The 21,292-nt window shown below is 72.3% G+C and carries 23 protein-coding genes; 11 read left to right on the forward strand and 12 right to left on the reverse strand.

The window, feature by feature from the left end:
- The first annotated feature begins 154 nt into the window (after nucleotides 1-154).
- Entirely contained in the window at nucleotides 155-1,066 is a 912-nt protein-coding gene (locus QM638_RS22500) for a hypothetical protein (protein ID WP_415145815.1), read from the forward strand.
- A gap of 9 nt (nucleotides 1,067-1,075) precedes the next feature.
- Here QM638_RS22500 and QM638_RS22505 read toward each other — a convergent pair whose 3' ends face one another.
- The 3 genes from QM638_RS22505 to QM638_RS22515 all read right to left on the reverse strand — a co-directional run bounded on the left by QM638_RS22505 (nucleotide 1,076) and on the right by QM638_RS22515 (nucleotide 2,325).
- Nucleotides 1,076-1,354, reverse strand: coding sequence for a hypothetical protein (locus tag QM638_RS22505; protein ID WP_415145817.1), 279 nt, complete (start codon nucleotides 1,352-1,354; stop codon nucleotides 1,076-1,078).
- A 72-nt stretch (nucleotides 1,355-1,426) separates the two neighbouring features.
- Nucleotides 1,427-1,972, reverse strand: coding sequence for a GNAT family N-acetyltransferase (locus QM638_RS22510; RefSeq protein WP_415145819.1), 546 nt, complete (start codon nucleotides 1,970-1,972; stop codon nucleotides 1,427-1,429).
- Nucleotides 1,969-2,325, reverse strand: coding sequence for an ArsR/SmtB family transcription factor (locus QM638_RS22515; RefSeq protein ID WP_415145821.1), 357 nt, complete (start codon nucleotides 2,323-2,325; stop codon nucleotides 1,969-1,971). The genes QM638_RS22510 and QM638_RS22515 overlap by 4 nt, the downstream gene beginning before the upstream one ends.
- 122 nt (nucleotides 2,326-2,447) lie before the next feature.
- Between QM638_RS22515 and QM638_RS22520 the strand changes: the two genes are divergently transcribed.
- From QM638_RS22520 to QM638_RS22545, 6 genes are all read left to right on the forward strand, one after another.
- Nucleotides 2,448-2,906, forward strand: a complete 459-nt coding sequence (locus tag QM638_RS22520; protein ID WP_415145823.1) for an ArsI/CadI family heavy metal resistance metalloenzyme — start codon at nucleotides 2,448-2,450, stop codon at nucleotides 2,904-2,906.
- Nucleotides 2,907-3,041: 135 nt separating this feature from the next.
- Complete coding sequence (locus QM638_RS22525) at nucleotides 3,042-3,452, forward strand: SRPBCC family protein (protein WP_415145825.1); 411 nt, start codon at nucleotides 3,042-3,044, stop codon at nucleotides 3,450-3,452.
- Nucleotides 3,453-3,569: 117 nt separating this feature from the next.
- Nucleotides 3,570-4,865 carry a hypothetical protein gene (locus tag QM638_RS22530; RefSeq protein ID WP_415145827.1) on the forward strand — a complete coding sequence of 432 codons (1,296 nt, stop codon included), beginning with the start codon at nucleotides 3,570-3,572 and terminating at the stop codon, nucleotides 4,863-4,865.
- Nucleotides 4,866-5,129: 264 nt separating this feature from the next.
- Entirely contained in the window at nucleotides 5,130-7,373 is a 2,244-nt protein-coding gene (locus QM638_RS22535; protein WP_415145829.1) for a hypothetical protein, read from the forward strand.
- 147 nt (nucleotides 7,374-7,520) lie between these two features.
- Complete coding sequence (locus QM638_RS22540) at nucleotides 7,521-7,931, forward strand: YciI family protein (protein WP_415145831.1); 411 nt, start codon at nucleotides 7,521-7,523, stop codon at nucleotides 7,929-7,931.
- Entirely contained in the window at nucleotides 7,880-9,070 is a 1,191-nt protein-coding gene (locus QM638_RS22545) for an RNA polymerase sigma factor (RefSeq protein ID WP_415145833.1), read from the forward strand. The genes QM638_RS22540 and QM638_RS22545 overlap by 52 nt, the downstream gene beginning before the upstream one ends.
- Before the next feature lie 49 nt (nucleotides 9,071-9,119).
- Here the strand turns inward: QM638_RS22545 and QM638_RS22550 are convergent, their stop codons facing one another.
- From QM638_RS22550 to QM638_RS22580, 7 genes are all read right to left on the reverse strand, one after another.
- A complete protein-coding gene (locus QM638_RS22550) occupies nucleotides 9,120-9,722 on the reverse strand; it encodes a DinB family protein (RefSeq protein ID WP_415145835.1) in 603 nt (200 codons plus the stop codon).
- Nucleotides 9,715-10,137 carry a VOC family protein gene (locus QM638_RS22555; protein ID WP_415145837.1) on the reverse strand — a complete coding sequence of 141 codons (423 nt, stop codon included), beginning with the start codon at nucleotides 10,135-10,137 and terminating at the stop codon, nucleotides 9,715-9,717. The genes QM638_RS22550 and QM638_RS22555 overlap by 8 nt, the downstream gene beginning before the upstream one ends.
- A gap of 49 nt (nucleotides 10,138-10,186) precedes the next feature.
- Nucleotides 10,187-11,425, reverse strand: coding sequence for an ABC transporter permease (locus QM638_RS22560; RefSeq protein ID WP_415145839.1), 1,239 nt, complete (start codon nucleotides 11,423-11,425; stop codon nucleotides 10,187-10,189).
- Nucleotides 11,422-12,192, reverse strand: coding sequence for an ABC transporter ATP-binding protein (locus QM638_RS22565; RefSeq protein WP_415145841.1), 771 nt, complete (start codon nucleotides 12,190-12,192; stop codon nucleotides 11,422-11,424). The genes QM638_RS22560 and QM638_RS22565 overlap by 4 nt, the downstream gene beginning before the upstream one ends.
- Entirely contained in the window at nucleotides 12,189-13,865 is a 1,677-nt protein-coding gene (locus QM638_RS22570) for a peptidoglycan-binding protein (protein WP_415145843.1), read from the reverse strand. Before QM638_RS22570 ends, QM638_RS22565 begins: the two co-directional genes overlap by 4 nt.
- A gap of 36 nt (nucleotides 13,866-13,901) precedes the next feature.
- Nucleotides 13,902-14,522 (reverse strand): hypothetical protein, encoded by a 621-nt coding sequence (locus QM638_RS22575; RefSeq protein ID WP_415145845.1) that lies wholly within the window; start codon nucleotides 14,520-14,522, stop codon nucleotides 13,902-13,904.
- Between the two features lie 121 nt (nucleotides 14,523-14,643).
- Nucleotides 14,644-15,171: a hypothetical protein gene (locus QM638_RS22580; protein WP_415145847.1), complete on the reverse strand. Its 528-nt coding sequence runs from the start codon at nucleotides 15,169-15,171 to the stop codon at nucleotides 14,644-14,646.
- A 286-nt stretch (nucleotides 15,172-15,457) separates the two neighbouring features.
- Here QM638_RS22580 and QM638_RS22585 point away from each other — a divergent pair, with 286 nt between their 5' ends.
- From QM638_RS22585 to QM638_RS22600, 4 genes are all read left to right on the forward strand, one after another.
- Nucleotides 15,458-16,726, forward strand: a complete 1,269-nt coding sequence (locus QM638_RS22585) for an ATP-binding protein (protein ID WP_415145849.1) — start codon at nucleotides 15,458-15,460, stop codon at nucleotides 16,724-16,726.
- Entirely contained in the window at nucleotides 16,723-17,421 is a 699-nt protein-coding gene (locus tag QM638_RS22590; RefSeq protein ID WP_415145851.1) for a response regulator transcription factor, read from the forward strand. Before QM638_RS22585 ends, QM638_RS22590 begins: the two co-directional genes overlap by 4 nt.
- 140 nt (nucleotides 17,422-17,561) lie before the next feature.
- Entirely contained in the window at nucleotides 17,562-18,221 is a 660-nt protein-coding gene (locus tag QM638_RS22595) for a response regulator transcription factor (protein WP_415145853.1), read from the forward strand.
- The gene (locus QM638_RS22600) at nucleotides 18,218-19,678 is read left to right on the forward strand and encodes a sensor histidine kinase (protein ID WP_415145855.1); all 1,461 of its coding nucleotides are present in this window, start codon (nucleotides 18,218-18,220) and stop codon (nucleotides 19,676-19,678) included. The genes QM638_RS22595 and QM638_RS22600 overlap by 4 nt, the downstream gene beginning before the upstream one ends.
- Before the next feature lie 87 nt (nucleotides 19,679-19,765).
- Here QM638_RS22600 and QM638_RS22605 read toward each other — a convergent pair whose 3' ends face one another.
- Nucleotides 19,766-20,797, reverse strand: coding sequence for a glycosyl hydrolase family 18 protein (locus tag QM638_RS22605; RefSeq protein ID WP_415145857.1), 1,032 nt, complete (start codon nucleotides 20,795-20,797; stop codon nucleotides 19,766-19,768).
- Between the two features lie 76 nt (nucleotides 20,798-20,873).
- Nucleotides 20,874-21,292, reverse strand: a 419-nt coding sequence (locus QM638_RS22610) for a hypothetical protein (RefSeq protein ID WP_415145859.1), incomplete at its 5' end; no start/stop codon positions are given.

Here is a 21,292-nt window from a genome sequence, read left to right on the forward strand (position 1 = left end):
GTCTGGTGTGCGTTGTGGCGACTGGCCAGGCCCGAGGAACTCGCCCGAGGAAGTGAGCTTGGACCACGGGCGCCATTGTCGCAAGTACGGCGATCGGCTGCCGGGGTCTCCGAACCGTAACGCAGCTCCGGCCGGGCCTCACTAGGCTCGGCGCATGTTGTCGAGACTGCAGACCGAGGGTTCAGCGCCGACGCGCGAGCAGCTTGCCGGCGTAGAGCTCCTCGAGTGGCGTACGCCGTCGGCGTCCGATCTCGATCTTCGGGGGTCCGAGGTCCGGCACGTGCGGGTGACGGACATCGTCTCGCCGCTCACCATCGTCCTTCCCGCTGCCGCGGAGGCGGTCACGCTGAGCGGCAGGCTCTCCCGCGTCAGCGTCCAGGGCGAGGTCGGCGCGGGCGCCTCGGTCTCGCTGTGGGGTGACGTGAGCGAGGGGCTGCCGGAGTGGATCCGGCCGGCGGGGGAGTTGGAGATCTCGGGTCCCGCGCAACTCGATCTCTCGCCGATCCGCGAGATGGCACACCTCCGCTCGCTCACCGTCCGCGGCGTCACGGGGCGGGTCACCGGGTGTGCGTCGCTCGCTGGGACGGGACGTCTGGAGCGCATCGCGTTCTACGGCTGCTACGACATCGACACCGCCGGCTTCCCGCACCACTCCGAGCTACCGAATCTGGAGTGGATCATGGCCTCGGACGTCGGCGCATCGGACGCCAAGGTCCTTCGTGAACGATTCGACGGCTTCTGGAACGGGCACGTCGTGCACCCGCGCTCCCGTGCGTGGGTGGAGCGCCATCTGGGCGACCCGTTCCGCACCTGGGTCGACTGGTCGCCGCGCTTGGGGCGCAAGGCCAGCGCGCTGTGGCGCGAGGCGGCCGCACAGCTCAAGGCCGTGGACTCGGTCGCGGACCACGAGAGGATCCTCGGATCCTTCGCCACGGCGCTGGACGGGATCGCCGAGCGCCAGCCTCTCGACACGCTCCAGCGTGAGCAGGCGGGAGAGGCGGTCCGGGGGCTCGCCGCGCAGTACCTGCCCGCCGAGCATCCGCTGCGCGGGTGGATGCCCGCATGAGCCCGGCCGCTACGTCGACAAGAGCTCGCGTGCGCGGCTCAGCTCGACGTCGAGGAGGTCATCGACGTCCTCGATCTGCTCGGCGACCGCGAGCGCCTCGGTGAGGACATCGCGGGCGATGGGGTGATCGTGGGTGCACAGAAGCTCACCCAGGACCACGAGGGCGCGCACCCGCAGGAGACCAGCGGGTTCGCCGTCCAGGAGTCCCCGCAGAGTCGCCTCCGCTGCCGCGGTGTCGCCGCGGTCGGCCTGCATCAGTGCCTTCCGGAACGCGAGTTCACCGCTCACGCGATGAGCCTAGAGGAGTGAGGCCCGAGGGGCGTGCAGCGCGCCAGACGGTGGCATGAGTCGTCTCGGGTCTCAGGTGCCGATCGTGTCGCTTCGTCGCTCGATGAAGACGACGTCGCGCCACCGCCCGGCGAGCGGCCCGTAGGTCATCCGGCCGACGCGCTCGCGGGTGCCGACCACGCGGAAGCCGGCGGCGCGGTGCAGGGCGAGGCTGGCGGTGTTCTCCGGGAAGATGCCGGACTGGATGGTCCAGATGTCGGCATGCTCGGTCGAGGCGATGAGCGCATCCAGCAGGAGTCGCCCGACGCCTCGGCCTCGGGCCTCGGGGGCGACGTACACCGAGTGCTCGACCACGCCGGCGTACACACATCGGGCGGAGACCGGCGAGACCGCCGCCCAGCCCAGGACGCGTCCGGCCTCGACCGCGACGAGGCGATGCCCGGCGAGCTTGCCGGCGTCGAACCCCTCCCAGCTGGGTGGCTCGGACTCGAAGGTCGCGTGCCCGGTCGCGATGCCGGCGGCGTAGATGCGCTCGACCTCGGGCCAGTGCGTAGCGGTGAGTGCCTCGATCATCGCGCCGTCACGAGCCGCGGCTCCCCGGGCGTCGGCTCGGCTCATCGGGTCGCGAGCGCACCGCGGAGCGACTCGAGCGCCGCGGGCACGATCGAGTACCAGATGTTCCGGCCGCGCTTCTCGGCCCTCACCAGGCCGGCCTGGGAGAGCACCTTGAGATGGTGACTGACGGTGCCCTGGGACCGCTCGACCGGCTCGGTCAGGTCACACACGCACACCGCACCGCCCTCCGCCGTGGCCAGCAGGGACACCAGTCGCAGCCGGACCGGGTCACCCAGCGCGGCGAACCGCTCCGACAGGACTGCGGCGTCCGCCTCCGCAAGGGGCTCGAGCGCGAGCGGGGCACAGCACTCGGCGAGAGCCACCTGCTCGAGCAGCGGCAGTTCCTTCACGCCCACCGGGGCCTCCTCATCGAACGGATCCGACATCCATGGTGCCAAACGCATTGACTTCTATCAATGGGTCGGTACCGTTCGAGGCAATGCATCGATATTTGTCGATGGATTTCCAGGAGGAACCCATGTCCCGCATCCAGCTCGCCCTCAACGTCGACGACCTCGACGCCGCCGTCGGCTTCTACGCCACGCTCTTCGACACCCCGCCGGCCAAGCGCCGCCCGGGGTACGCCAACTTCGCGGTGGCGGATCCGCCGGTGAAGCTGGTGCTCTTCGAGAACCCCGCGGCCACCGGTACCCTCAACCACGTCGGCATCGAGCGGGCCTCGATGGCCGAGGTCCACGTCGAGGCCGACCGCCTCGAGACCGCCGGCCTCGTCCTCGACGTCGAGGACGAGGTCGTGTGCTGCTACGCCCGGCAGGACAAGCACTGGGTCACCGGTCCGGACGGCCAGCGCTGGGAGAACTACGTCGTCCTGGCCGACGCCGAGCCCGGGAGCGCGACCCCGCTCGAGTACGCCGATCCGGCAGTCGGGGTGTGCTGCGCGAGCATCCACCGGACCGAGACCGACTCGGCCGGGTGACCCGTGCCGACGGCACCGAGGTCGTCGGCGACGTGAGGCGCGAGACGTGCGAGATCTGACCGGTACGACTCTGCGGACTCTGGCGACGGCCGATTCGTCCAAGACGACCCCGACCCTGCGACCGAGAATAGGGGCATGAGTCTCGAATCGCGTCACGTCAGCGTCTTCATCTCCGCCGACCCCGCCGTGGTCTACGACTATGCGTCCGACCCGGCGCTCCTGCCCGAGTGGGCGGCGGGGCTGGCGGGCGGGATCGACCAGGAGGAAGGGCGCTGGATCGCCCGCTCGCCGTTCGGAGTCGTGGAGGTGCGGTTCGCGCCGCGCAACGAGTTCGGTGTGCTCGACCACGAGGTGGTCATGCCCGATGGGACCGTCGTCCTCAACCCGATGCGGGTCGTTCCGGCCGAGGGCGGCGCCGAGGTGATCTTCACGGTTCGCCGGCGCGACGACATGACCGCCGAGCAGCTGGCCAGCGACGTGGCCGCCGTCGAGGCCGACCTCGGGGCGCTGCGCCGTCGCCTCGAAGCCCGGGGACGCGATCGGTGACCCCACGCGAAGGCCCGCGAACCACGCCGCGGCCCCCAGCGCCCGACCGCCGAGGCCCGGATCGGGGGACGGCGAGCGGAGCGCGCACGGATTGACTCGGGTGCCTACGGTAAAGGAATGTTCCGCCTCGGGATCCGGCCTCAGTCCACCTCCGTGCCGACGGCCCTCGCCCGCGGCACCGCCGTCGCACTCGCCGTCTCCGCGGGGCTGACGCTGCTGGTCGCCGCCGGCCCCGCCGGGGCCGAGGCACGTGCGAGCGACGCTGCCACGTCCGCCCGTCAGGTGACGGGCATCAGCCGCGCGACGAGCTCCGAATCGACGCGCCAGGGCCACTTCTCCGATCCCTACCCGCTGCAGACCCCCTCGTCCTCGCGGCTGGCGTTCTCCGGAACGTTCGAGGAGACGATCACCTGCACCGGCCGGATCCGCCCGGGCTGCTTCAAGCCCGCGTCCCTGCACGTCGGACTCACCACCGCGCTGCGTGCACGGATCAGCGCGCACGGATTGACGGTCCTGGCCACCAAGGCGCACCACATCACCCGTACCGCCCACGGCTGGCAGATGGTGGTGACCGCGTCGGTGGCGCCGAAGGGTAGCGGCCGCTCCGGCCGCTGGAACCTCATCATGCACGCCCACCCGCGGCGCCAGACCGCCGCGGCCCCGCGGTCGTGGGTGGTGGACTCGCTGCTGGTCGGCTCCCTGGCCCACCGCACCGCGGCGACCTACGACGGCAAGTACGTCCAGGACGGGGGGCGGCTCTACCTGCTCTACAGCCGCGCCCTGTCGACCAGCCCGACCAGGTTCGGGATCGCCGCGCTGCGGATGCGTACGCCGGCCGAGCCCGCCGACACGAAGCCGGTGACCCTGCTGCGGCCCGCGCCCGGTCGCGGCCTCAACTCCGAGAACTACGTCGGCGCCGCGGCGGGCGGCGGCATGCGCCTGGTGGAGACCGGCAACGTGTTCAAGATCCACGGGGTCTACGTGATGTCCTACTCGGTGGGCTCCTACCGCCGGCCGGCGTACAAGATCGGGCTGGCGTACTCGAGCACCTTCCTGCCGGCCCACGGACGCACCTACCGCAAGGTCCACCTCACCGACACCGACGGCGTGTGGGGACGGGCGGGCGCGAACGAGGTCGACTACCTGCTCCAGTCCCAGAAGAGCCGGTGGCCGCACTACGCCCGCTCCTCGGTGAAGGCACCCGGAGTCGGCTCGCTGGCGCGCCAGCGCGGCCGGTGGTACCTGTTCTTCGCCGGCTACGACCCGGCGGAGAAGCACGACGGCGAGAACCACACCTTCACCGCCTCGCACCGGCAGCCCTACTACCTGCGGGTCCGGGTGCGGATCCCGAAGCACGCCCGGGTGGCCAAGGCCTCCGACCGCGCCCTGCGCTCGTGGGTGAGGCCCCTGTGAGGACGTCGGCTCCCAGGGGTCGGGTCGGCGTCTGGTTAGGATGGCCGTCGTTGCACGACTGTGATCTGGTGCACGACTGTGATCTTGGGGGAGATGACACCAATGGGCTCGTCGCGGCCGTCGTTCCGGCAGACGGTGGCGCAAGCCGTCGGCGCGTGCGGCTCGATGATGCCAGCGGGCACGACATCGCTGGACGCCACGGCCAGGCCCGAGAGGACTCCACTACGCCCGGCCCGACCGTCCCGTTCGACGCTCGCCGCGATCGTGGCGCTCGGCCTGCTCGCGGTCATGACACCGGTGGTGATCGCCGGCATCGCCGGACCGGCCGACGCCGTCCCCGCCGGCTCGGAGTACCCCGACAGTTGGTCGGTCACCGGCACGACCGCGACCGGGACCACCGCCAGTGGCGTCGAGGTCACCGCGACCGTGTCCGGGTCGGTCAGTCTGATCGGCACCGGCGGCATGGTCTTCGGCGGCGCGAGGCCGTCGTACCTGCCGTCCAGCACCACCGCGGCGCTCATCTTCGGGATCCAGAACTGCACGAACACCGCGGTCGCCGGATGCGGCTCGGTCACCTACACGTTCTCGCAGCCGGTGCGAGTGCCGGTCGTCTATGTCGGCGACGTCGGCGCCGACACCGGCAACCAGACCATTGTCTCGTATCACGATCATCCGATGACCGTTCGAGACGGAACCCTCAGCCTGGACTCCACCGGCTCGCAGACCAGTCGGATGCAGCTGAAGAACGGCAACCAGACGGTCGGTATCGACAACCCGCGCAGCTACGTCGGCACCGGCACCGGAGGTGCCACCAGCTGCGGCGTCTTCGGCTGCGGCGCCTACGACGTCACCACCGACACGACGACGGTCACCAGCCTGACCTTCGACCTCAGCTACGACGGCACCGGCACCAACGCGGACTGGTGGAACCAGATCGTCGGCATCACGCCGGCGACGACCTCGCTGTCCCTGACGAAGACCGCCGACCCCACGACCGTCCAGGAGGCGGGCGACGAGGTGAGCTACTCCTTCACCCTCACCAACACCGGCGAGGTCGCGGTGACCGACCCGGAGGTGAGCGAGACCGACTTCTCCGGCAGCGGTGGTACGCCGGACGTGGACTGCCCGGCCGGCACCCTCGAGGTGGGCGCCTCGGTCACCTGCACGGCCAGCTACACCGTGACCCAGACGGACGTCGACTCGGGCGAGATCACCAACACCGCGACCGCGACGGCGACCCCGCCCACCGGGATGACCGCGCCCGTCTCCGCCGCGGCGTCGGCCACGGTCACGGTCGACCAGGCGCCGGCGCTCTCCCTCGACAAGTCGGTCGCGGAGACCGGCGACCTCGTGGTCGGCGAGACCCTGCACTACTCGTTCACGGTGACCAACACCGGCAACGTCACGATCGGCGACCTCGCCATCGACGAGCAGGAGTTCACCGGATCCGGCGAGCTCTCCGAGGTGTCCTGCCCGGACGACGCCGACTCGCTCGCACCCCAGGACTCGGTCACCTGCACGGCCACCTACACCGTCACCCAGGCCGATGTCGACCAGGGCTCGGTGGAGAACACCGCCACCGTCTCCGGCACCCCACCCGGCGCGGACGCGGTCACCTCGGATCCCTCGTCGGCGCGCGTGCCGGCGAGCGTCGAGCCGGCCCTGACCCTGGTGAAGTCGGCCGACAGCGACAGCCTCAACGTGGGCGAGACGATCACCTTCACCTTCCTCGCCACCAACAGCGGCAACGTGACCTTGCACGACGTCGGGATCGACGAGCGGAGCTTCAGCGGATCCGGCACGCTCGACGACGTCGACTGTCCGGACTTCTCCGGCTCCATCGCGCCGGGCTCGAGCACCACCTGCACCGCGGCGTACACGGTGACCCAGGCCGACGTCGACCAGGGGCTCCTGGCGAACACCGCGGTCGCCACCGGGACCCCGACCGGCGGAAGTCCGGTCACCTCACCGCCCTCGACGGTGACGATCCACGACGAGCCGACGTTCGGACTCGAGCTGGTGAAGAGCTCGGACACGACGCGCGCGACGCGCGCCGGTCAGTCGATCCGCTACGACTTCGAGGTCACCAACACGGGCAGCGGCTCGGTGACCGCCCCCGAGGTCGAGGAGGCCTCGTTCACCGGTCACGGAACGGTCAGCTCGGTCGCGTGTCCCGCGACCACCCGGCTGCTTCCCGGCGAGTCGATGAGCTGCACCGCGACCTACACCGTGCGAGCGGCGGACCTCACCGGTCACGGACTGCGCAACGTCGCGGTCGCGCACGCCAGCACGCCGAGCGGAACCGTGACCTCGAACCATGCCACGAAGACCATCGCCACCGACGACCGGCAGGTGTCCGCACCGTCCGGGAACTCGTCCGGCCACCACCCGACCCTGCCCGATGCCGGGTCGCCGGTGGGCCGCGGCGTCGTCGCGGCCGGACTGCTCCTGATCGCCGCCGGCGGTGCGCTCCTGCTGCTGCGGCCACGTCGTCACCAGGTCCGCTGACCCGTCGCCGCGCGTCGGGCCGAGGCACGCCGCGCTGATCGGTCGGCGTGAGCCGCGGAGTTCGACCGGGATGTCGAGAACCCGCCCGTGGCTCCGTCCCCGGAGTGACCACGGCCCACAATGGGCCGGAGGCAGAAGGAGGACATGATGGCCAAGTACCTGCTGCTCAAGCACTACCGGGGCGGTCCGGCTCCCGCCGTGGACTGGGCGCCGATGGACCAGTGGACACCCGACGAGGTCGACGCGCACATGCGGTTCATGCGCGACTTCGCGTCCCGGCTGGAGGAGACGGGCGAGTTCGTCGACATGCAGGCGCTGGCGCCCGGCGGCGCGTTCGTGCGGTACGACGGCGAGGGACGGCCGCCGGTGACCGACGGACCGTTCGTCGAGACCAAGGACCTGATCGCCGGGTGGTACGTCATCGACGTGGACTCGTGGGACCGTGCGGTGCAGCTGGCGGGAGAGCTCTCGGCGGCGCCGGGACCCGGCGGCGAGCCGATCCACGAATGGCTGGAGGTTCGGCCGTTCCTCTCCGACGCGCCCACGGTCACCGAGTGAACGAGGCCCTGCTGCGGGTCCTCGTGCCCGCGGTCATCGACGTCCTGGTCCGGCGCGGAGCCGACTTCGCGGCGGCCGAGGACGCCGTACAGGACGCGCTGGTGGAGGCGGTGCGCGTCTGGCCGGACGACCCACCGGCGGACCCCCAGGGCTGGCTGGTCACCGTCGCCTGGCGCAAGTTCCTCGACGCCGCTCGGGCGGACAGCTCTCGACGACGCCGTGAGGCGCGGGTCGAGGACGAGCCACCCGCCCCGGGCGCGGCGGTGGACGACACCCTGTGGCTCTACTTCCTGTGCGCGCACCCGTCGTTGACCCCGGCCTCGGCGGTGGCGCTCACGCTGCGCGCGGTCGGCGGCCTGACCACGCGTCAGATCGCGCGGGCCTACCTGGTGCCGGAGACGACCATGGCGCAACGGATCAGCCGGGCCAAGCGGACGGTCTCGGGCGTCCGGCTCAACCAGCCCGGGGACGTCGCCACGGTGCTGCGCGTGCTCTACCTGGTCTTCAACGAGGGCCACTCCGGCGACGTCGACCTCGCCGCCGAGGCCATCCGGCTCACCCGCCGACTGGCGGCCAGGATCGACCACGAGGAGGTCGCGGGTCTGCTGGCGCTCATGCTGCTCCACCACGCCCGGCGCCCGGCCCGGATCCGTGCCGACGGCAGTCTGGTGCCCCTCGCCGAGCAGGATCGGGGCCGGTGGGACACCCGGTTGATCGCCGAGGGCGTCGACCTGCTCCAGACCGCCCTCGCCCGGGACCGCCTGGGCGAGTTCCAGGCCCAGGCGGCCATCGCCGCCCTGCACGCCGACGCCCAGACGGCCGAGGAGACCGACTGGCCGCAGATCGTCGAGTGGTACGACGAGCTGGTGCGCCTCACCGACAGTCCGGTGGCCCGCCTGAATCGTGCCGTCGCGCTCGGCGAGGCCGATGGTCCCCGGGCCGGTCTGGTCGCGCTCGCGGAGCTCGACCCCGCCCTGCCTCGTCACACCGCCGCCGCGGCGTACCTGCACGAGCGCGACGGCGACCTCGCCACCGCGGCCCGGCTCTATGCCGAGGCCGCTGCGTCGGCACCGAGCCTCCCCGAGCGTGACCACCTCCTGCGACAGGCCGCCCGGCTCAACGCGCGAGTGGACGGTTGACCGACCGCGCCGGGAGTACGCTGACCCGCGAGCGACGCCGCCGGGGGCGCTACTCCTCGGGGAACCGTCGTGCGATCCGGGTGAGCTTCGCGAGGTAGGCGGCCCAGTCGAACCCGTCGTCGGGGATGTTGGGATGGAGCGGGTCGAGGCCGACGGCGCCGTCGACCGACTCGCGGATGACGTCGGCCTGGCCGAGGTGGCGGGCGAGGTCGTCGATGACGCGGACCAGCATGTGCTGCAGCGTCACCTGGTTGTCCGCGGCCGGCCCCCACCACGGTGGCGCCCCGGTGGCATCGAGCGGGAGACCGTCGATGGCCGCGTCGGAGAACTCCCAGACGCGTCGGTAGAAGTCGACCAGGTCGCCGGTCGAGACCTCGGCGGGCAGGTACCAGTCGGCCTGCGGATCGTCGTCGTACGCCGTCAGCGGGACGTAGCAGGCGTCCTCGGGGGTGGGCCACGCCCGATCGAAGGTGAGGCCGAAGTAGCCGATCTCGACGTTCGCGCAGTGCTTGACGATGCCCACCAGGCTGGTGCCGGTCGGCGTCCGCGGCAGCCGGGCGTCGCGCTCACGGACGCCGTCGATCTTCCACAGCAGTGCCTCCCGGTCACGCTGCAGGTAGCGCTTGAGGATGGCCTTGGGCTGGTCAGTCATCGCTCGCCGCCGCACCGGGATCGCCGGCGGCCAGCTCCTGCTCGGAGCGCAGCACACAGAACTCGTTGCCCTCCGGGTCGGCGAAGACGACCCAGCCGCTGCCCGGCCCGTGCGTCCCGCGCAGGTCGGCGACCTCGGTGGCGCCGTACTCGCGAAGGCGCTCGACCTCCGCGTCGCGGCTCCGGTCCCGGGGCCGGAGGTCGAGATGCACCCGGTTCTTGACCGACTTCGGCTCCGGCACCTCGATGAAGCAGAGGCGGTGTCCGCTCCGGGGGTCGGCGATCATGCACTCGGGGTGACCGGGCAGGTTGGGGTCGCCGTCGATGTCGGCGTAGTCGAGCACCGGTTTCCACCACTCCGAGAGCTCGTAGGCATTGCGGCAGTCGATCGAGACGTGCGAGACGAAGCAGCTCATGGTCCGACCCTGTCGCACGGGCGCGGGTCGGGGCAACGGCACGGCCGGTCTACACCGACCAGAGGGCCTCGGTGGGGGAGAGCCGTGCCGCCTTGAGAGCGGGGACGAGACCGGCGACGGCGCCGATGAGGAGGGCGGAGACGATCCCGCCCGCCCAGGCGAGGGTGGGGATGACGACGTCCCAGTCCTTGGCCGTGGCATAGACGGCGGTGGCGAGGCTGCCGAGGAAGACGCCGACCGTGCCGCCGAGGAGGGCGAGCAGGACGGCCTCGGAGAGGAACTGGAGGCGGATGTTGCCGCGGGTGGCGCCGAGCGCGCGGCGCAGGCCGATCTCGGAGCGCCGCTCGAGGACGGAGATGACCATGATGTTGGCGACGCCGACCGCGCCGACCAGGAGGGAGACGGCGCCGAGACCGAGGAAGAGCCCGTTGAAGGCGCTCTTGGCCCGGGCGCGGGCGACCAGCGCGTCGGAGGGGTTGCTGACGGTGACCTCGCTGGGGGACTCGGGGTTCGCGGTCGCGGCGAGCACGGCGTGGACCGCCTCGACCTGGTCGGTGGCGGCGCGCACGTAGACCGTCGAGGGGTGCTTGTCGAAGCCGAGATACCTCGCCGCGGCCGGGTAGCCGACGAGGACGGCGGAGTCGATCTCGGGGGCGAGGACGGCGGACTCGAGGATCCCGGTCACGTAGAACCACTGGGTGCCGACCCGGATCCGCTCGCCGGGGAGGACCCGGTCGATACCGAGCCGTTCCGCGGCCGCGGAGCCGAGGACCGCGACCGGCTCGCGGGCGGTGGCGGCGTTGAGGTACGTGCCGGTCGCCACGCTGGTGGCGACGGCCTTCGGGAGACCGAGGCTGGCGGCCTTGACGCTGATGGAGTTGGTGTTGACCTCGGGGATGTGGGGATTGCGGTAGACGTCCACGTCGGAGATGTCGCCGACCGACTGGACGTCGGTGACCGGACCGATCCGGGAGATCATCCCGGGGGCGGCGATCGGGAGCTCGGTGGTGTCCCCGAAGACGCTCTGGCCGTTGCTGACGGTGAGCAGGTTGGTGCCGAGCCGGTCGATCTCGGCCAGCAGCCCCGCCGAGGAGGACGAGGAGAGCCCGAGTACGGCGACGATCGCCGCCACCCCGAGGGCGATGCCGAGCGCGGAGAGTCCGGCGCGGAGCTTGCGGGTGCGCAGCCCGACGCTGGCCAGGCGGGCGAGATCGCCGAGGTGCAGCCGCGACCCGAGGGCCGGCGCGTCGTAGGTGAGTGCGCTCGAGGCGGATCCGGTGGTGTTCACGAGATGGCTCCTGGGGCCGAACCGTGTCCGGGCGCGGCGGCCGTGGTGTCGCTGGTGGTGTCGCTGACGAGGTGACCGTCGCGGATCTCGATCCGGCGCGGCATCCGGTCGGCGACGTCGTGGTCGTGGGTGATGACGACGATGGTGGTGCCGCCCTCGTGCAGCTGGTCGAGGAGCGCCAGGATCGAGCGGCCGGTGACGGTGTCGAGGTTGCCGGTGGGCTCGTCGGCCAGGACGATGGCCGGCGCTCCGACCAGCGCCCGGGCGATGGCGACACGTTGCCGCTGCCCGCCGGAGAGCTGGGTGGGGCGGGCGTGGCCGCGGTCGCCGAGGCCGACCAGCGTCAGCGCGTCCTGGGCACGGCGGCGACGCTCGGCGCCCCGGACGCCGGCGTAGAGCAGTCCGTCGGCGACGTTGTCGAGGACGCTGGCGTGCTCGGCGAGGAAGAACTGCTGGAAGATGAAGCCGATCCGCTGGGCACGAAGCGCGGAGAGCCTCCGATCGCCGAGGGTGGCCACGTCGATGCCGGTGATCCGCACGGTGCCGGCGGTCGGTCGGTCCAGGGTGCCCATCATGTGCAGCAGGGTGGTCTTGCCCGAGCCGGAGGGGCCGAGGATCGCGACCAGCTCACCGCCGTGGACGGTGAGGTCGACGCCGCGCAACGCGGGCACCGGCGGCTGACTGGGGTAGACCTTGGTGACGGCCTCGAGCTGCAGGACCGGGACGGCACCGCGGGCGGCGGTACCGGGGGGAGACGGCTCTCTCATGAGCTCGGCACCACCACGCGCTGGCCCCGCTCGAGCTCGGTGTCGGTCACCTGGACGAGGCCTTGGGCGTCGTCGAAGGTGCCGAGGCCGACGCCGACCAGACGATGGGTGCCGTCGGCGTCGACCACCTCGACGGCGTACCCGCCGCCGGCCAGGGCCAGCAGTGCGTTGACCGGGACGACGAGGGCGTGCTTGACGGTGGCGGTGGTGATCGCGACCAGGACGGGCGCCTTGTCGAGGCCGGCGACGGCCCGGACGGCGGTCTTGGTGTGAGCGAGCCGGATCGTCACGCTGATGGTCGACTTGGCGTTGCTGCCGGATCCGGAGGAGGTGGCGACGGTGCCGACCGAGGCGACCTTCGCGGGCACCGTCTTCTCGTCGGGCAGGGTGACGGTGACCGTGTCACCGGCCCTGACCTCGCCCTGCTGGCCGGCGTCGAGGGAGACGCTCACCGTCCGCGTGGTCGAGCTCGCGGTCAGCACCGAGCCGCCCGGCTGGACGGCCTGGCCCTTGGCGGCGGTGACGGCGGTGACCACGACCGGTCCGGACCGGTAGACCACGTCGCCCAGGGCGAGGGTGCCGGTGGGATCGGCGCCCAGGTCGCGCTGCCATGCCTCGACCGCCTGCTGGGTGGCGTAGCTGAACTCCCGGCTGCCGGCCAGGTCCGCGTCGTACCCCAGGGCGGCCAGGTTGCGGTTGAGGGCGGCCACGTCCGCGCCGCCGCCGACGCCGAGGTAGAGCGCCCGCCAGGGGGTGATCGTGCCGTAGAAGAGCGGGACGCTGACGCCGTCGACGGCGTAGAGCCGCTGCCCGCGCTCGCGAGTGCTCCCGACCCGGGCGATCGCGGTGTAGGTCGATCCGGCGTTCAGGGCACGGTGTCGCGCCTGGTCGAGGCCGGCCCTGGCCGAGTCGAGTGCGATCCGATCGGAGGAGACCTTGGCGCTCGCCTGATTGTTGGCCGCGGTCGCCGCCGCCCGCGCCGACGCGAGCGAGGACCGGGCCTGGATGAGTTGGTCGCGGTCGGTGGCCACCTGCTGCTTCGCTTGGGTGCACGTCGGCGAGCTGCCCGCCTGGCAGGCGGTCGTGCGGGCCCTGACCGCCGCCGTCAGCGTGTGGCGGGCCGAACGCACGGTGGCCGCGGCGCTGTGGACGCTCCGCCGGCCGCTGCGAGCGGTGTCCCTGACGGCGGTCCGGTCGCCGGACAGCGTCGCCTGGGCGCTGCTGACGGAGTCCTCGGCCTGTCGCAGCGTGGTCGCGTTGGTGCCGGTCGGCACCGTGACAGGCCGCGCGCCGCCGTACCCCAGGGTCCCGCTCAGCTGGGTCTGCGCGGTCAGCGTGCGGCGCGCGACCACGGCCGTCGAGGTCCCGGAGTCCGTCGCCGGCTCCTCGCCCGAGTCCGCTCCGGTCGGGCGATGCAGCGCGAGCACGCCGCCACCGGCCAGCAGGACCAGCCCGATCGAGGACCACACCACCCAACGAAGTCGCCGGTGTGGGGCCGCGCCGGGGTCGACGGCTCGCCGGGCGGTGCCCGCCGACACCGCCATCGGCTCGGTGTTGATCGGCTCGGCGTCGGCGATGGTGTCGACCTCGTCGGGGTTCGCGGCATCGGCCGCGTCCGGGCCGGTGGACCTGGTGGTGAGCGGGTCCTCGGAAGGGTCCGGCGTGGGGGTCATCGTGCGGTGCTCCTGATGGGGGTGCTCGTGCCGGCGTCAGCCGTCGGTGGAGTTGAGCGAGCTGCCTTCGCCGCCGTGGGGCAGGTAGCTCTTGCAGGCCGCGTTGGCCGACTTGAAGGTCGGGTTGGTGGGATCGAGGTCACCGCCCGGCGTCGACTTCAGCTGCAGCGTGCCGTCGGCCGCGGGGTCGGGGAAGTCGGTGACGCCGTGGGCGCGCATGCACCTGGCGTACTTGAGGTTGTCCTCCTTGAGGTGAGCCGGCTGCTTGCCCTGGTTGGGCAGCAGCGACTTGCAGGCGGCATCGGCCGCCTTGAAGGTGGGGTTGCTCGCCTCCAGGTCGCTGCCCGGCTCGGTGTCGAGCTGGATCTCACCGTCCGCGTTGGGATCGGGGAAGTCGGTGACGCCGTGAGCACGCATGCACTCGGCGTAGGCCAGTGCGCTTCGCGTCGTACCCACCGAGCCGCTGGCCGACGGACTGCTCGAGCCGGTCGCGCCGGACGGGCTCAGTGACGCGACGGAGGGACCGGTGCCGTTGCCGCAGCCGGCGAGCAGGACCAGTCCGGTCGCCGCGACGAGCGCCGTGATCGTGCGCCGTGGTCGGTGGCACCGGGAGGGTCGCGGCCTGCTCGGCGCGTTCCAGGGGGCGGATGATGTCATGGTGGGCTCCTCGATCGGCGGGTGCGTGACGGTGTCTGTTTCTACGGATCGAGGGGTTTCGGTGCGGTGTCTGTCGGACGAAACGGTTCTGAAACCATCCCCGGCAAGCGGCGCCCTCGCGTCAGTGACCGCCCTGGCTGCCCGAGACGCTCGACCCGCTGCCGCTCTTCTGGCAGGCCCGCATCGCGCGCTTGAACTGCGGGTTGTCCGGGCTCAGATCGGAGTCGTCGCCGCCGGTGCCGAGGGTGATCTGACCGCTGGCGTCGGGGTCGGGGAAGTCCTTGATCCCGTGCGAGCGCATGCAGCTGGCGAGCGCGAGGTTGTCCTTCTTCATCTGTTCGCTCTGCTTCTCGGTCGGCTTCGATGGCATGAGCCCCTGGCACGCCCGAGCCGCCGCCCGGTAGACGGGGCTGTTCGAGTCGAGCGTCGTCCCCGGCTTCATCTCGATCGCGAACCCACCGTCCTGATCGGGATCCGGGAACGCCGAGACGCCGTGGGCGCGCATGCAGGTGGCGTACGCGAGCGGGCTGGCCGTGCCGGTGGTGGTGCTGTCCGACGCGTCGGCGGAGGGCGTGGCGGAGCCGAGACTGGCGACGCTGGGACCGCCTCCGCCGCCGCAGGCGGTGGCCAGGCCGGCGATCCCGAGCATCAGCGCGGCCAGAGCGCCGATCCGGCACCGGCGCGTGGACGACGGGCCGGACGACCGGATCGATCCGGGCGAACGGGTCGCGGAGGACCCGGGAGACGGGGGAGACACCGCAGAGGGGGGAGTGCAGCGTGATGTCGACGTGGGTCGGGTCATTCGGGTCATGGCGGGAGCCTCCGGTTCGCGGGGGGCGTGGATGGGTCGGAGACCGTTCTACGCAGCGGCGACTATCAGGGCCTTGACGGCAGTCGTTAGGCGCTTGTTAGGCCCGCGGGGCGACCATCGTCAGATGGTCACCTCACGACGCAGGCTCCGGTTCCGACTGACGTGCCTGTACGGCGGCCTCTTCCTCGTCTCCAGCCTTGCGGTGCTGGGGATCACCTACCTGGTCGTCGACCACCTCACCGCCGACACCACGGCGTACGTCGGACCGGACGGCGCGGGCGGCCAGGTCGGATCCGGGAGCAGCGGATCCGGTGACCGGAGTGAGAGGCGCGTCAACGGCGACGGCGACGCCTCGCGTACCGCCAGGCGGGCGGCGCAGCAGGCCCGGGAGCTCAAGACGCTCGCCGACCGTCAGCACCGCCACCTGCTCCATCAGCTGCTGCTCGGCTCCGGGATCGCCATGGGTGCCATGTCACTGGTGTCGGTGGGGCTCGGCTGGGTCGTCGCGGGACGGGTGCTCGGTCCGCTGCGGACGATGACGGCCCGGACCCAGCACATCACCGAGCACAACCTCAACGAGCGGCTCGCCCTCGGCGGGCCCGAGGACGAGCTGAAGCAGCTCGGCGACACCATCGACGCCCTGCTGGCCCGGCTCGAGGCGGCCTTCGACGCCCAGCGCCGGTTCGTCGCCCACGTCTCCCATGAGCTGAGGACCCCACTCACCATGATCCGTACCGCCGTCGACGTCGACGTCGGCAAGCCCGGGGCCGGCCCCGGTGTGGCCCGTCTCGCCGGTCGGGTCCGTCCGGGCCTCGACCGGGCCGACACGCTCGTCGAGGGGTTCCTCGACCTCGCCCGCGCCGAGTACGCCGGCGTCACCGCGACCGACGCCGTGCCGATCGAGCCGCTGATCCGGTCCGCGATCGAGGCCAACACCGAGACGATCGCCGTACGCCGGCTCGACGTCGCCGCGCCCCCCTGTGGCCCTGCGCTACGGGGGGACCCACGACTCCTGCGCCAACTGGTGGGCAACCTGATCGGCAACGCGGTCACGCACAACCATGACGCCGGGTGGGTGCGGGTGAGCGTGGACGCCGACCATGGCGCCGGCATCGCCACGCTGGTCGTCGACAACAGCGGACCGCGGCTGGACCCGCCGGACCTCCCGGGCCTGCTGCAGCCCTTCCGGCAGGCAGGCGCGAACCGGCACGACACCGGGGGCGTCGGGCTCGGGCTCTCCATCGTGGCGGCCGTGGCGCGAGCCCACCACGGCGACGTGCTCCTGCGTGCTCGACCCGAGGGCGGCCTGCACGTCGAGGTGAGCCTGCCGCTCACCGCGACCGACCCGTCGCGCTCCGGTGGCGGCCGGCCGCGTCGAGGCGAACCGACGTGAGGTTGCTGGTGGTCGAGGACGTCCCCACCCTGGCCGACGACATCGCCGAGGGGCTGCGCGACGCCGGGTTCGCCGTCGATGTCGCGTACGACGGCATCGACGGTGCGCACAAGCTGGGGGCCAACGCCTACAGCGTGGTGGTGCTCGACCGTGACCTGCCCGGGATCCACGGCGACGCGCTCTGCCGGATGGTCGCCGATCGGGACGGCTCGACACCGGTGCCGATGGTGCTGATGCTGACCGCGGCCGACGAGCCGCGCGAGCGCATCACCGGACTGGGCCTGGGCGCCGACGACTATCTGACCAAGCCGTTCCACTTCACCGAGCTGCTCCTCCGGGTCAGGTCCCTCGCACGCCGTCAGCCGACCGCCCGGCCGCGGACCTACCGCCTCGGGGAGCTCGCGCTCGACCCGCAGCAGCGACAGGTGACGCGCGCGGGCCGGGCGGTCGAGCTCTCGGTCAAGGAGTTCGGCGTGCTCGAGGCGCTGCTCCGGGCCTCGCCCGGCCTGCTCAGCGCGGAGGACCTGCTGGAGCAGGTCTGGGACGAGTTCGCCGACCCCTTCACCAACACCGTCTTCGTGACCATCGGCCGGCTACGACGCAAGCTCGGCGAGCCACCGGTCATCCAGACCCGGCCCGGTGTCGGCTATCGCGTCGTCGACCCGTCCCGGATCGAGCCGGAGGCCCGCGAGTGACCCAGGTGACCCGAGTGACCCCGAGTGACCCGGCGAGGTCGCGCCGGGTGGGACGGTCGGCGACGAAACCGGGCCGAAACCCGTCGCGCGGCACACTGCTCGTCGCTGCACGCGAGCCGAAACAGGAGGAGGGTGGAGGCATGCGGGTCCTGGTGATCGAGGACGATGCCGAGATGGCCGATGCCGTCGTCGCGGGGCTGCGCCGCGCTCGGATGAGCGTCGATGTCGCCCACGACGGCACGACCGGTCTGGAGCAGGCCCTGGTCAACGACTACGACGTGGTGGTCCTCGACCGCGACCTCCCGGGCGTGCACGGTGACGACGTCTGTGCCGCCCTCGTCGCCGACCGGCGTCGCAGCCGGGTGTTGATGCTGACCGCGGCCGCCGACATCTACGACCTGGTGGACGGGCTCGGCCTGGGCGCCGACGACTACCTCGGCAAGCCCTTCGAGTTCCCCGAGCTGGTGGCCCGGATCGGAGCGCTCTATCGACGTGCCCAGCCCGCCGTCCCACCGACCCTGAGGCAGGGCGACCTGGTCGTCGACCTCGCCCGCCGGCGCGCGAGCCGGGCCCGCCGCGAGCTCGAGCTGACGCCCAAGGAGTTCGGCGTACTGGAGGTGCTCCTGACCGCCGAGGGACGCACCGTCTCCGCCGAGGAGTTGCTGGAGCGGGTCTGGGACCAGAACGCCGACCCGTTCACCCAGGCCGTCAAGATCACCATCAGCCGGCTCCGCGCCAAGCTCGGCGAGCCGGCGCCGATCGAGACGGTCGCCAAGACCGGATATCGGATCGCGCCATGACTCGGCCCCCGGGCGCGACGGCGACGGCTGCCGGTGACGCCGACCGCGAGGCCGACGAGACCGACGGGGCTGGCCGGGCTGGCCGGGTCGAGGGGGACCGGTCCGCCCGGCGGGGACGCAGCCTGCGGCTGCGGCTCACCGCGGTCTACACGCTGCTCTTCCTGGTCTGCGGGGGGATCCTGCTCGGCGTCACCTATCTGCTGGTCGATCACGCCACCGGGAGCTCGATCACCTACACCTCTCCCGACGGGGACTACACGGTCACCCTCTCCGGTCAGGACCCCGAGGGTGCCGAGGGTGCCGAGGGCTCCGATGGCTCGTCGCCCCAGAGGCACTCCTCCACCTCGGAGGGCGGCAGTACCGACGGCGCTGCGCCGCCCGCCGACGAGAAGTCGTTGCGTGCCCTCGCCCGGCAACAGCACGCCGACTCGATGCACCAGCTGTTGCTGCAGGGCGGGATCGCGCTCGCCCTGGCCACCCTTGCCTCCGCCGGCGCCGGCTGGTGGATCGCCGGCCGCACGCTGCGACCGCTGCGGGCCATGATCGCCACCGTCCGCGACATCTCCGCCACCAACCTGCACCGCCGGGTGGCGCTGCACGGTCCACCCGACGACCTGACCGAGCTCGGCGACACCTTCGACGCCCTGCTGGACCGGTTGGAGGCCTCCTTCGAGGCTCAGCGGCAGTTCGTCGCGAACGCCTCCCACGAGTTGCGTACGCCGCTGGCCCGCCAGCGCGCCATCGGCCAGGTCGCGCTGGACGACCCCGCGGCCACCACCGACTCGCTGCGCGAGGCGCACCACCGCATCCTCCAGGCCGGGCGGGAGCAGGAGCAGCTCATCGACGCCCTGCTCGCGTTGGCCCGGGGCCAGTCCGGCCCGCAGCGGCGGACCAGGGTGGATCTGGCCGACCTCGGAGGCCGGATCATCCACGCTCGTCGCGGCACCGAGGGCCCCCGGATCACCGCCGCGCTCGCCCCCGCGGAGACGGACGGCGACCCTCGTCTGCTCGAGCAGCTGATCACCAACCTCGTCGACAACGCGCTGGGGCACAACGTCGCCGACGGGCGGGTCGAGGTGGCCACCGGGACCGAGCCCGGCGGCGTCGTCCTCCTGGTCGACAACACCGGCCCGGAGGTCACCGCCGCCGACATCGACGTCTTCCTGGAGCCGTTCCGCCGGGGCACCACCGAGCGGACCGGTCGCGGCCTGGGGCTGGGACTGCCGATCGTCCGGGCGATCGCCGGCGCACACGGTGCCCGTCTCGACGTACGTCCGCGGCCGGGCGGCGGACTCCGGGTCCGGGTGACCTTCCCGTCGGCGGTGGACTCGGCGCACCGCGCACAGCATGATCAGCCGGCCGGGAGTCGGGCGACCCCGTCCTCGGCGCATCCCGAGCCGGATCCCGTGACGGACGCCGAGCCAGGCGCCGCGACGCGTTCCGGGTCACGGGCCTGATCGCCGACAGCGTCCCGAGTCCGGACTCTCGCCGGGACGCCGGACCGACGAGATCGCCGCGTCAGCCAGAGAATCAGCGACTGTCGGCTATCGCAGCCGGTCGGCCGACCCGAGGCGCCAGACCGCCAGGCCGCGGACGCCGAGATCGCGGGCGAGGGTGATCCGCTTCCGGTAGGACCGCTTGTCCGACCACCACAGTCGGGTGCCGTTGGAGAGCTTCGCGCTCCACTCGCCGATGCGCGGGTGCCAGTGTGCGGTGGCGCCGTCGTGCGCCACCCGCCGTCGCGCGCCGGCGTCGGTGACGGTCCGGCCGGTGCGGTGGGCCGGCCAGGTGTAGCCGTAGCCGCCGAACCCGAGCTGGGCCTTCGCCGCCGGGACCCGCTTGAGCAGCGTCTTCATCGCCTTGCGCTGCCAGGGCAGCGGTCCGATCGGGCCGGGACCGCTCCAGGTCGGCCCGCTGTAGTCGTAGGTCATCAGGTCGACCACGTCGACCGCGCGGCCGAGGGCTCCGAGCCGGTACCCGTGCCGGCGGTAGGCACGCAGGGACGTGCTGGCACTGATGTCGATCGAGACCGTCGTGGCCGCTGGCAGCGCGCGCTGCAGTCGCCTGACGAACGCGACGAGCCGGCCGCCGTCGCGGGCCCGGACGAGCTCGAGGTCGACGTTCACGCCGTCGTACCCGCCGCGTCGGACGTACGCCGCGACCCGGGCCGCGACGTGCCGTCGATGGGCGGCGGAGGCCAGCAGACGGTGCAGCGCGGTGGCGTCGAAGTCACCGAGCGAGTTGCTGTAGTTGCTCAGCAGCAGCTCCACGGAGAGCCCGTGGTGATGGCCGCGGCGGGCGAGCCGAGCGGCCCCGTCGGCGGGGGCGAGCACCCCGTTGCCGTGGGCGCGCAGGCCCAGACCGTCGATGGACAGGGTGCTCAGCCCGGCCGCGTTCCGGTCCACCAGCCTGTTCTTCGCGTCGGCCAGCACCCACCCGGTGACGTCGAGTCCGCGCGGGCGGGCGCTCGCCGTCGACGAGTACGCCGGATCCGCCGACGCGGTCTCGGGTACGGCGGTGGCGGCACCGAGCAGGGTGAGCAGTGCGGCCAGGGCGATCCGGATCTCCGAGAGCATGGCCCCACGATGTCATGACGGGTCGAGGATGGTGATCGAGCCGGCGGCATCGGCGGCTCCCACGTCAGCGCTCGCCTCACGACGAGGTGGCGAACGCGTCGACGCGCGCGGGTCGATCCTCGAGCGCCGCCCGGGTCAGCCCGGCGTCCGCCCGATGGACGGCGAACGCGGTCACGAGGAGCACGCCGGCCACCACGAGCAGCGCGGAGTCGACCGACCATCGGTGTGCGAACCAGCCCAGGACCGGCGTCGCGACCAGCACCGGCGCGATCTGGGCCAACTGCAGGAAGGACCAGAAGCGGGCGAGCATCGTCTCCGGGGTGGCGTCGGCGAAGCGTGGCATCAGCCTCGCCGTGGTCATCGAGGTCCCGACTCCGACCAGGAGCACGGCGAGCATCGCCACCACGAGCTGGCCGGTGAGCGCGAGCAGACCCGCGCCGCCCGCCGCGACGACGGGCCCGAGCCGGGCGGTGCACGGGCCGGGCGCGCCGCGTC

Source organism: Nocardioides sp., assembly GCF_047606145.1.
GTDB lineage: Bacteria > Actinomycetota > Actinomycetes > Propionibacteriales > Nocardioidaceae > Nocardioides.

Excerpts from the sequence above, each read along its gene's own strand:
- QM638_RS22520 (WP_415145823.1), top strand. The coding sequence starts at position 2,448 with ATGTCCCGCATCCAGCTCGCCCTCAACGTCGACGACCTCGACGCCGCC.
- QM638_RS22525 (WP_415145825.1), top strand. The coding sequence starts at position 3,042 with ATGAGTCTCGAATCGCGTCACGTCAGCGTCTTCATCTCCGCCGACCCC.
- QM638_RS22580 (WP_415145847.1), bottom strand. The coding sequence starts at position 15,171 with ATGCTCGGGATCGCCGGCCTGGCCACCGCCTGCGGCGGCGGAGGCGGT.
- QM638_RS22540 (WP_415145831.1), top strand. The coding sequence starts at position 7,521 with ATGGCCAAGTACCTGCTGCTCAAGCACTACCGGGGCGGTCCGGCTCCC.
- QM638_RS22595 (WP_415145853.1), top strand. The coding sequence starts at position 17,562 with ATGCGGGTCCTGGTGATCGAGGACGATGCCGAGATGGCCGATGCCGTC.
- QM638_RS22530 (WP_415145827.1), top strand. The coding sequence starts at position 3,570 with ATGTTCCGCCTCGGGATCCGGCCTCAGTCCACCTCCGTGCCGACGGCC.
- QM638_RS22585 (WP_415145849.1), top strand. The coding sequence starts at position 15,458 with ATGGTCACCTCACGACGCAGGCTCCGGTTCCGACTGACGTGCCTGTAC.
- QM638_RS22570 (WP_415145843.1), bottom strand. The coding sequence starts at position 13,865 with ATGACCCCCACGCCGGACCCTTCCGAGGACCCGCTCACCACCAGGTCC.
- QM638_RS22500 (WP_415145815.1), top strand. The coding sequence starts at position 155 with ATGTTGTCGAGACTGCAGACCGAGGGTTCAGCGCCGACGCGCGAGCAG.
- QM638_RS22550 (WP_415145835.1), bottom strand. The coding sequence starts at position 9,722 with ATGACTGACCAGCCCAAGGCCATCCTCAAGCGCTACCTGCAGCGTGAC.
- QM638_RS22565 (WP_415145841.1), bottom strand. The coding sequence starts at position 12,192 with ATGAGAGAGCCGTCTCCCCCCGGTACCGCCGCCCGCGGTGCCGTCCCG.
- QM638_RS22555 (WP_415145837.1), bottom strand. The coding sequence starts at position 10,137 with ATGAGCTGCTTCGTCTCGCACGTCTCGATCGACTGCCGCAATGCCTAC.
- QM638_RS22600 (WP_415145855.1), top strand. The coding sequence starts at position 18,218 with ATGACTCGGCCCCCGGGCGCGACGGCGACGGCTGCCGGTGACGCCGAC.
- QM638_RS22510 (WP_415145819.1), bottom strand. The coding sequence starts at position 1,972 with ATGAGCCGAGCCGACGCCCGGGGAGCCGCGGCTCGTGACGGCGCGATG.
- QM638_RS22605 (WP_415145857.1), bottom strand. The coding sequence starts at position 20,797 with ATGCTCTCGGAGATCCGGATCGCCCTGGCCGCACTGCTCACCCTGCTC.
- QM638_RS22545 (WP_415145833.1), top strand. The coding sequence starts at position 7,880 with ATGGCTGGAGGTTCGGCCGTTCCTCTCCGACGCGCCCACGGTCACCGA.
- QM638_RS22575 (WP_415145845.1), bottom strand. The coding sequence starts at position 14,522 with ATGACATCATCCGCCCCCTGGAACGCGCCGAGCAGGCCGCGACCCTCC.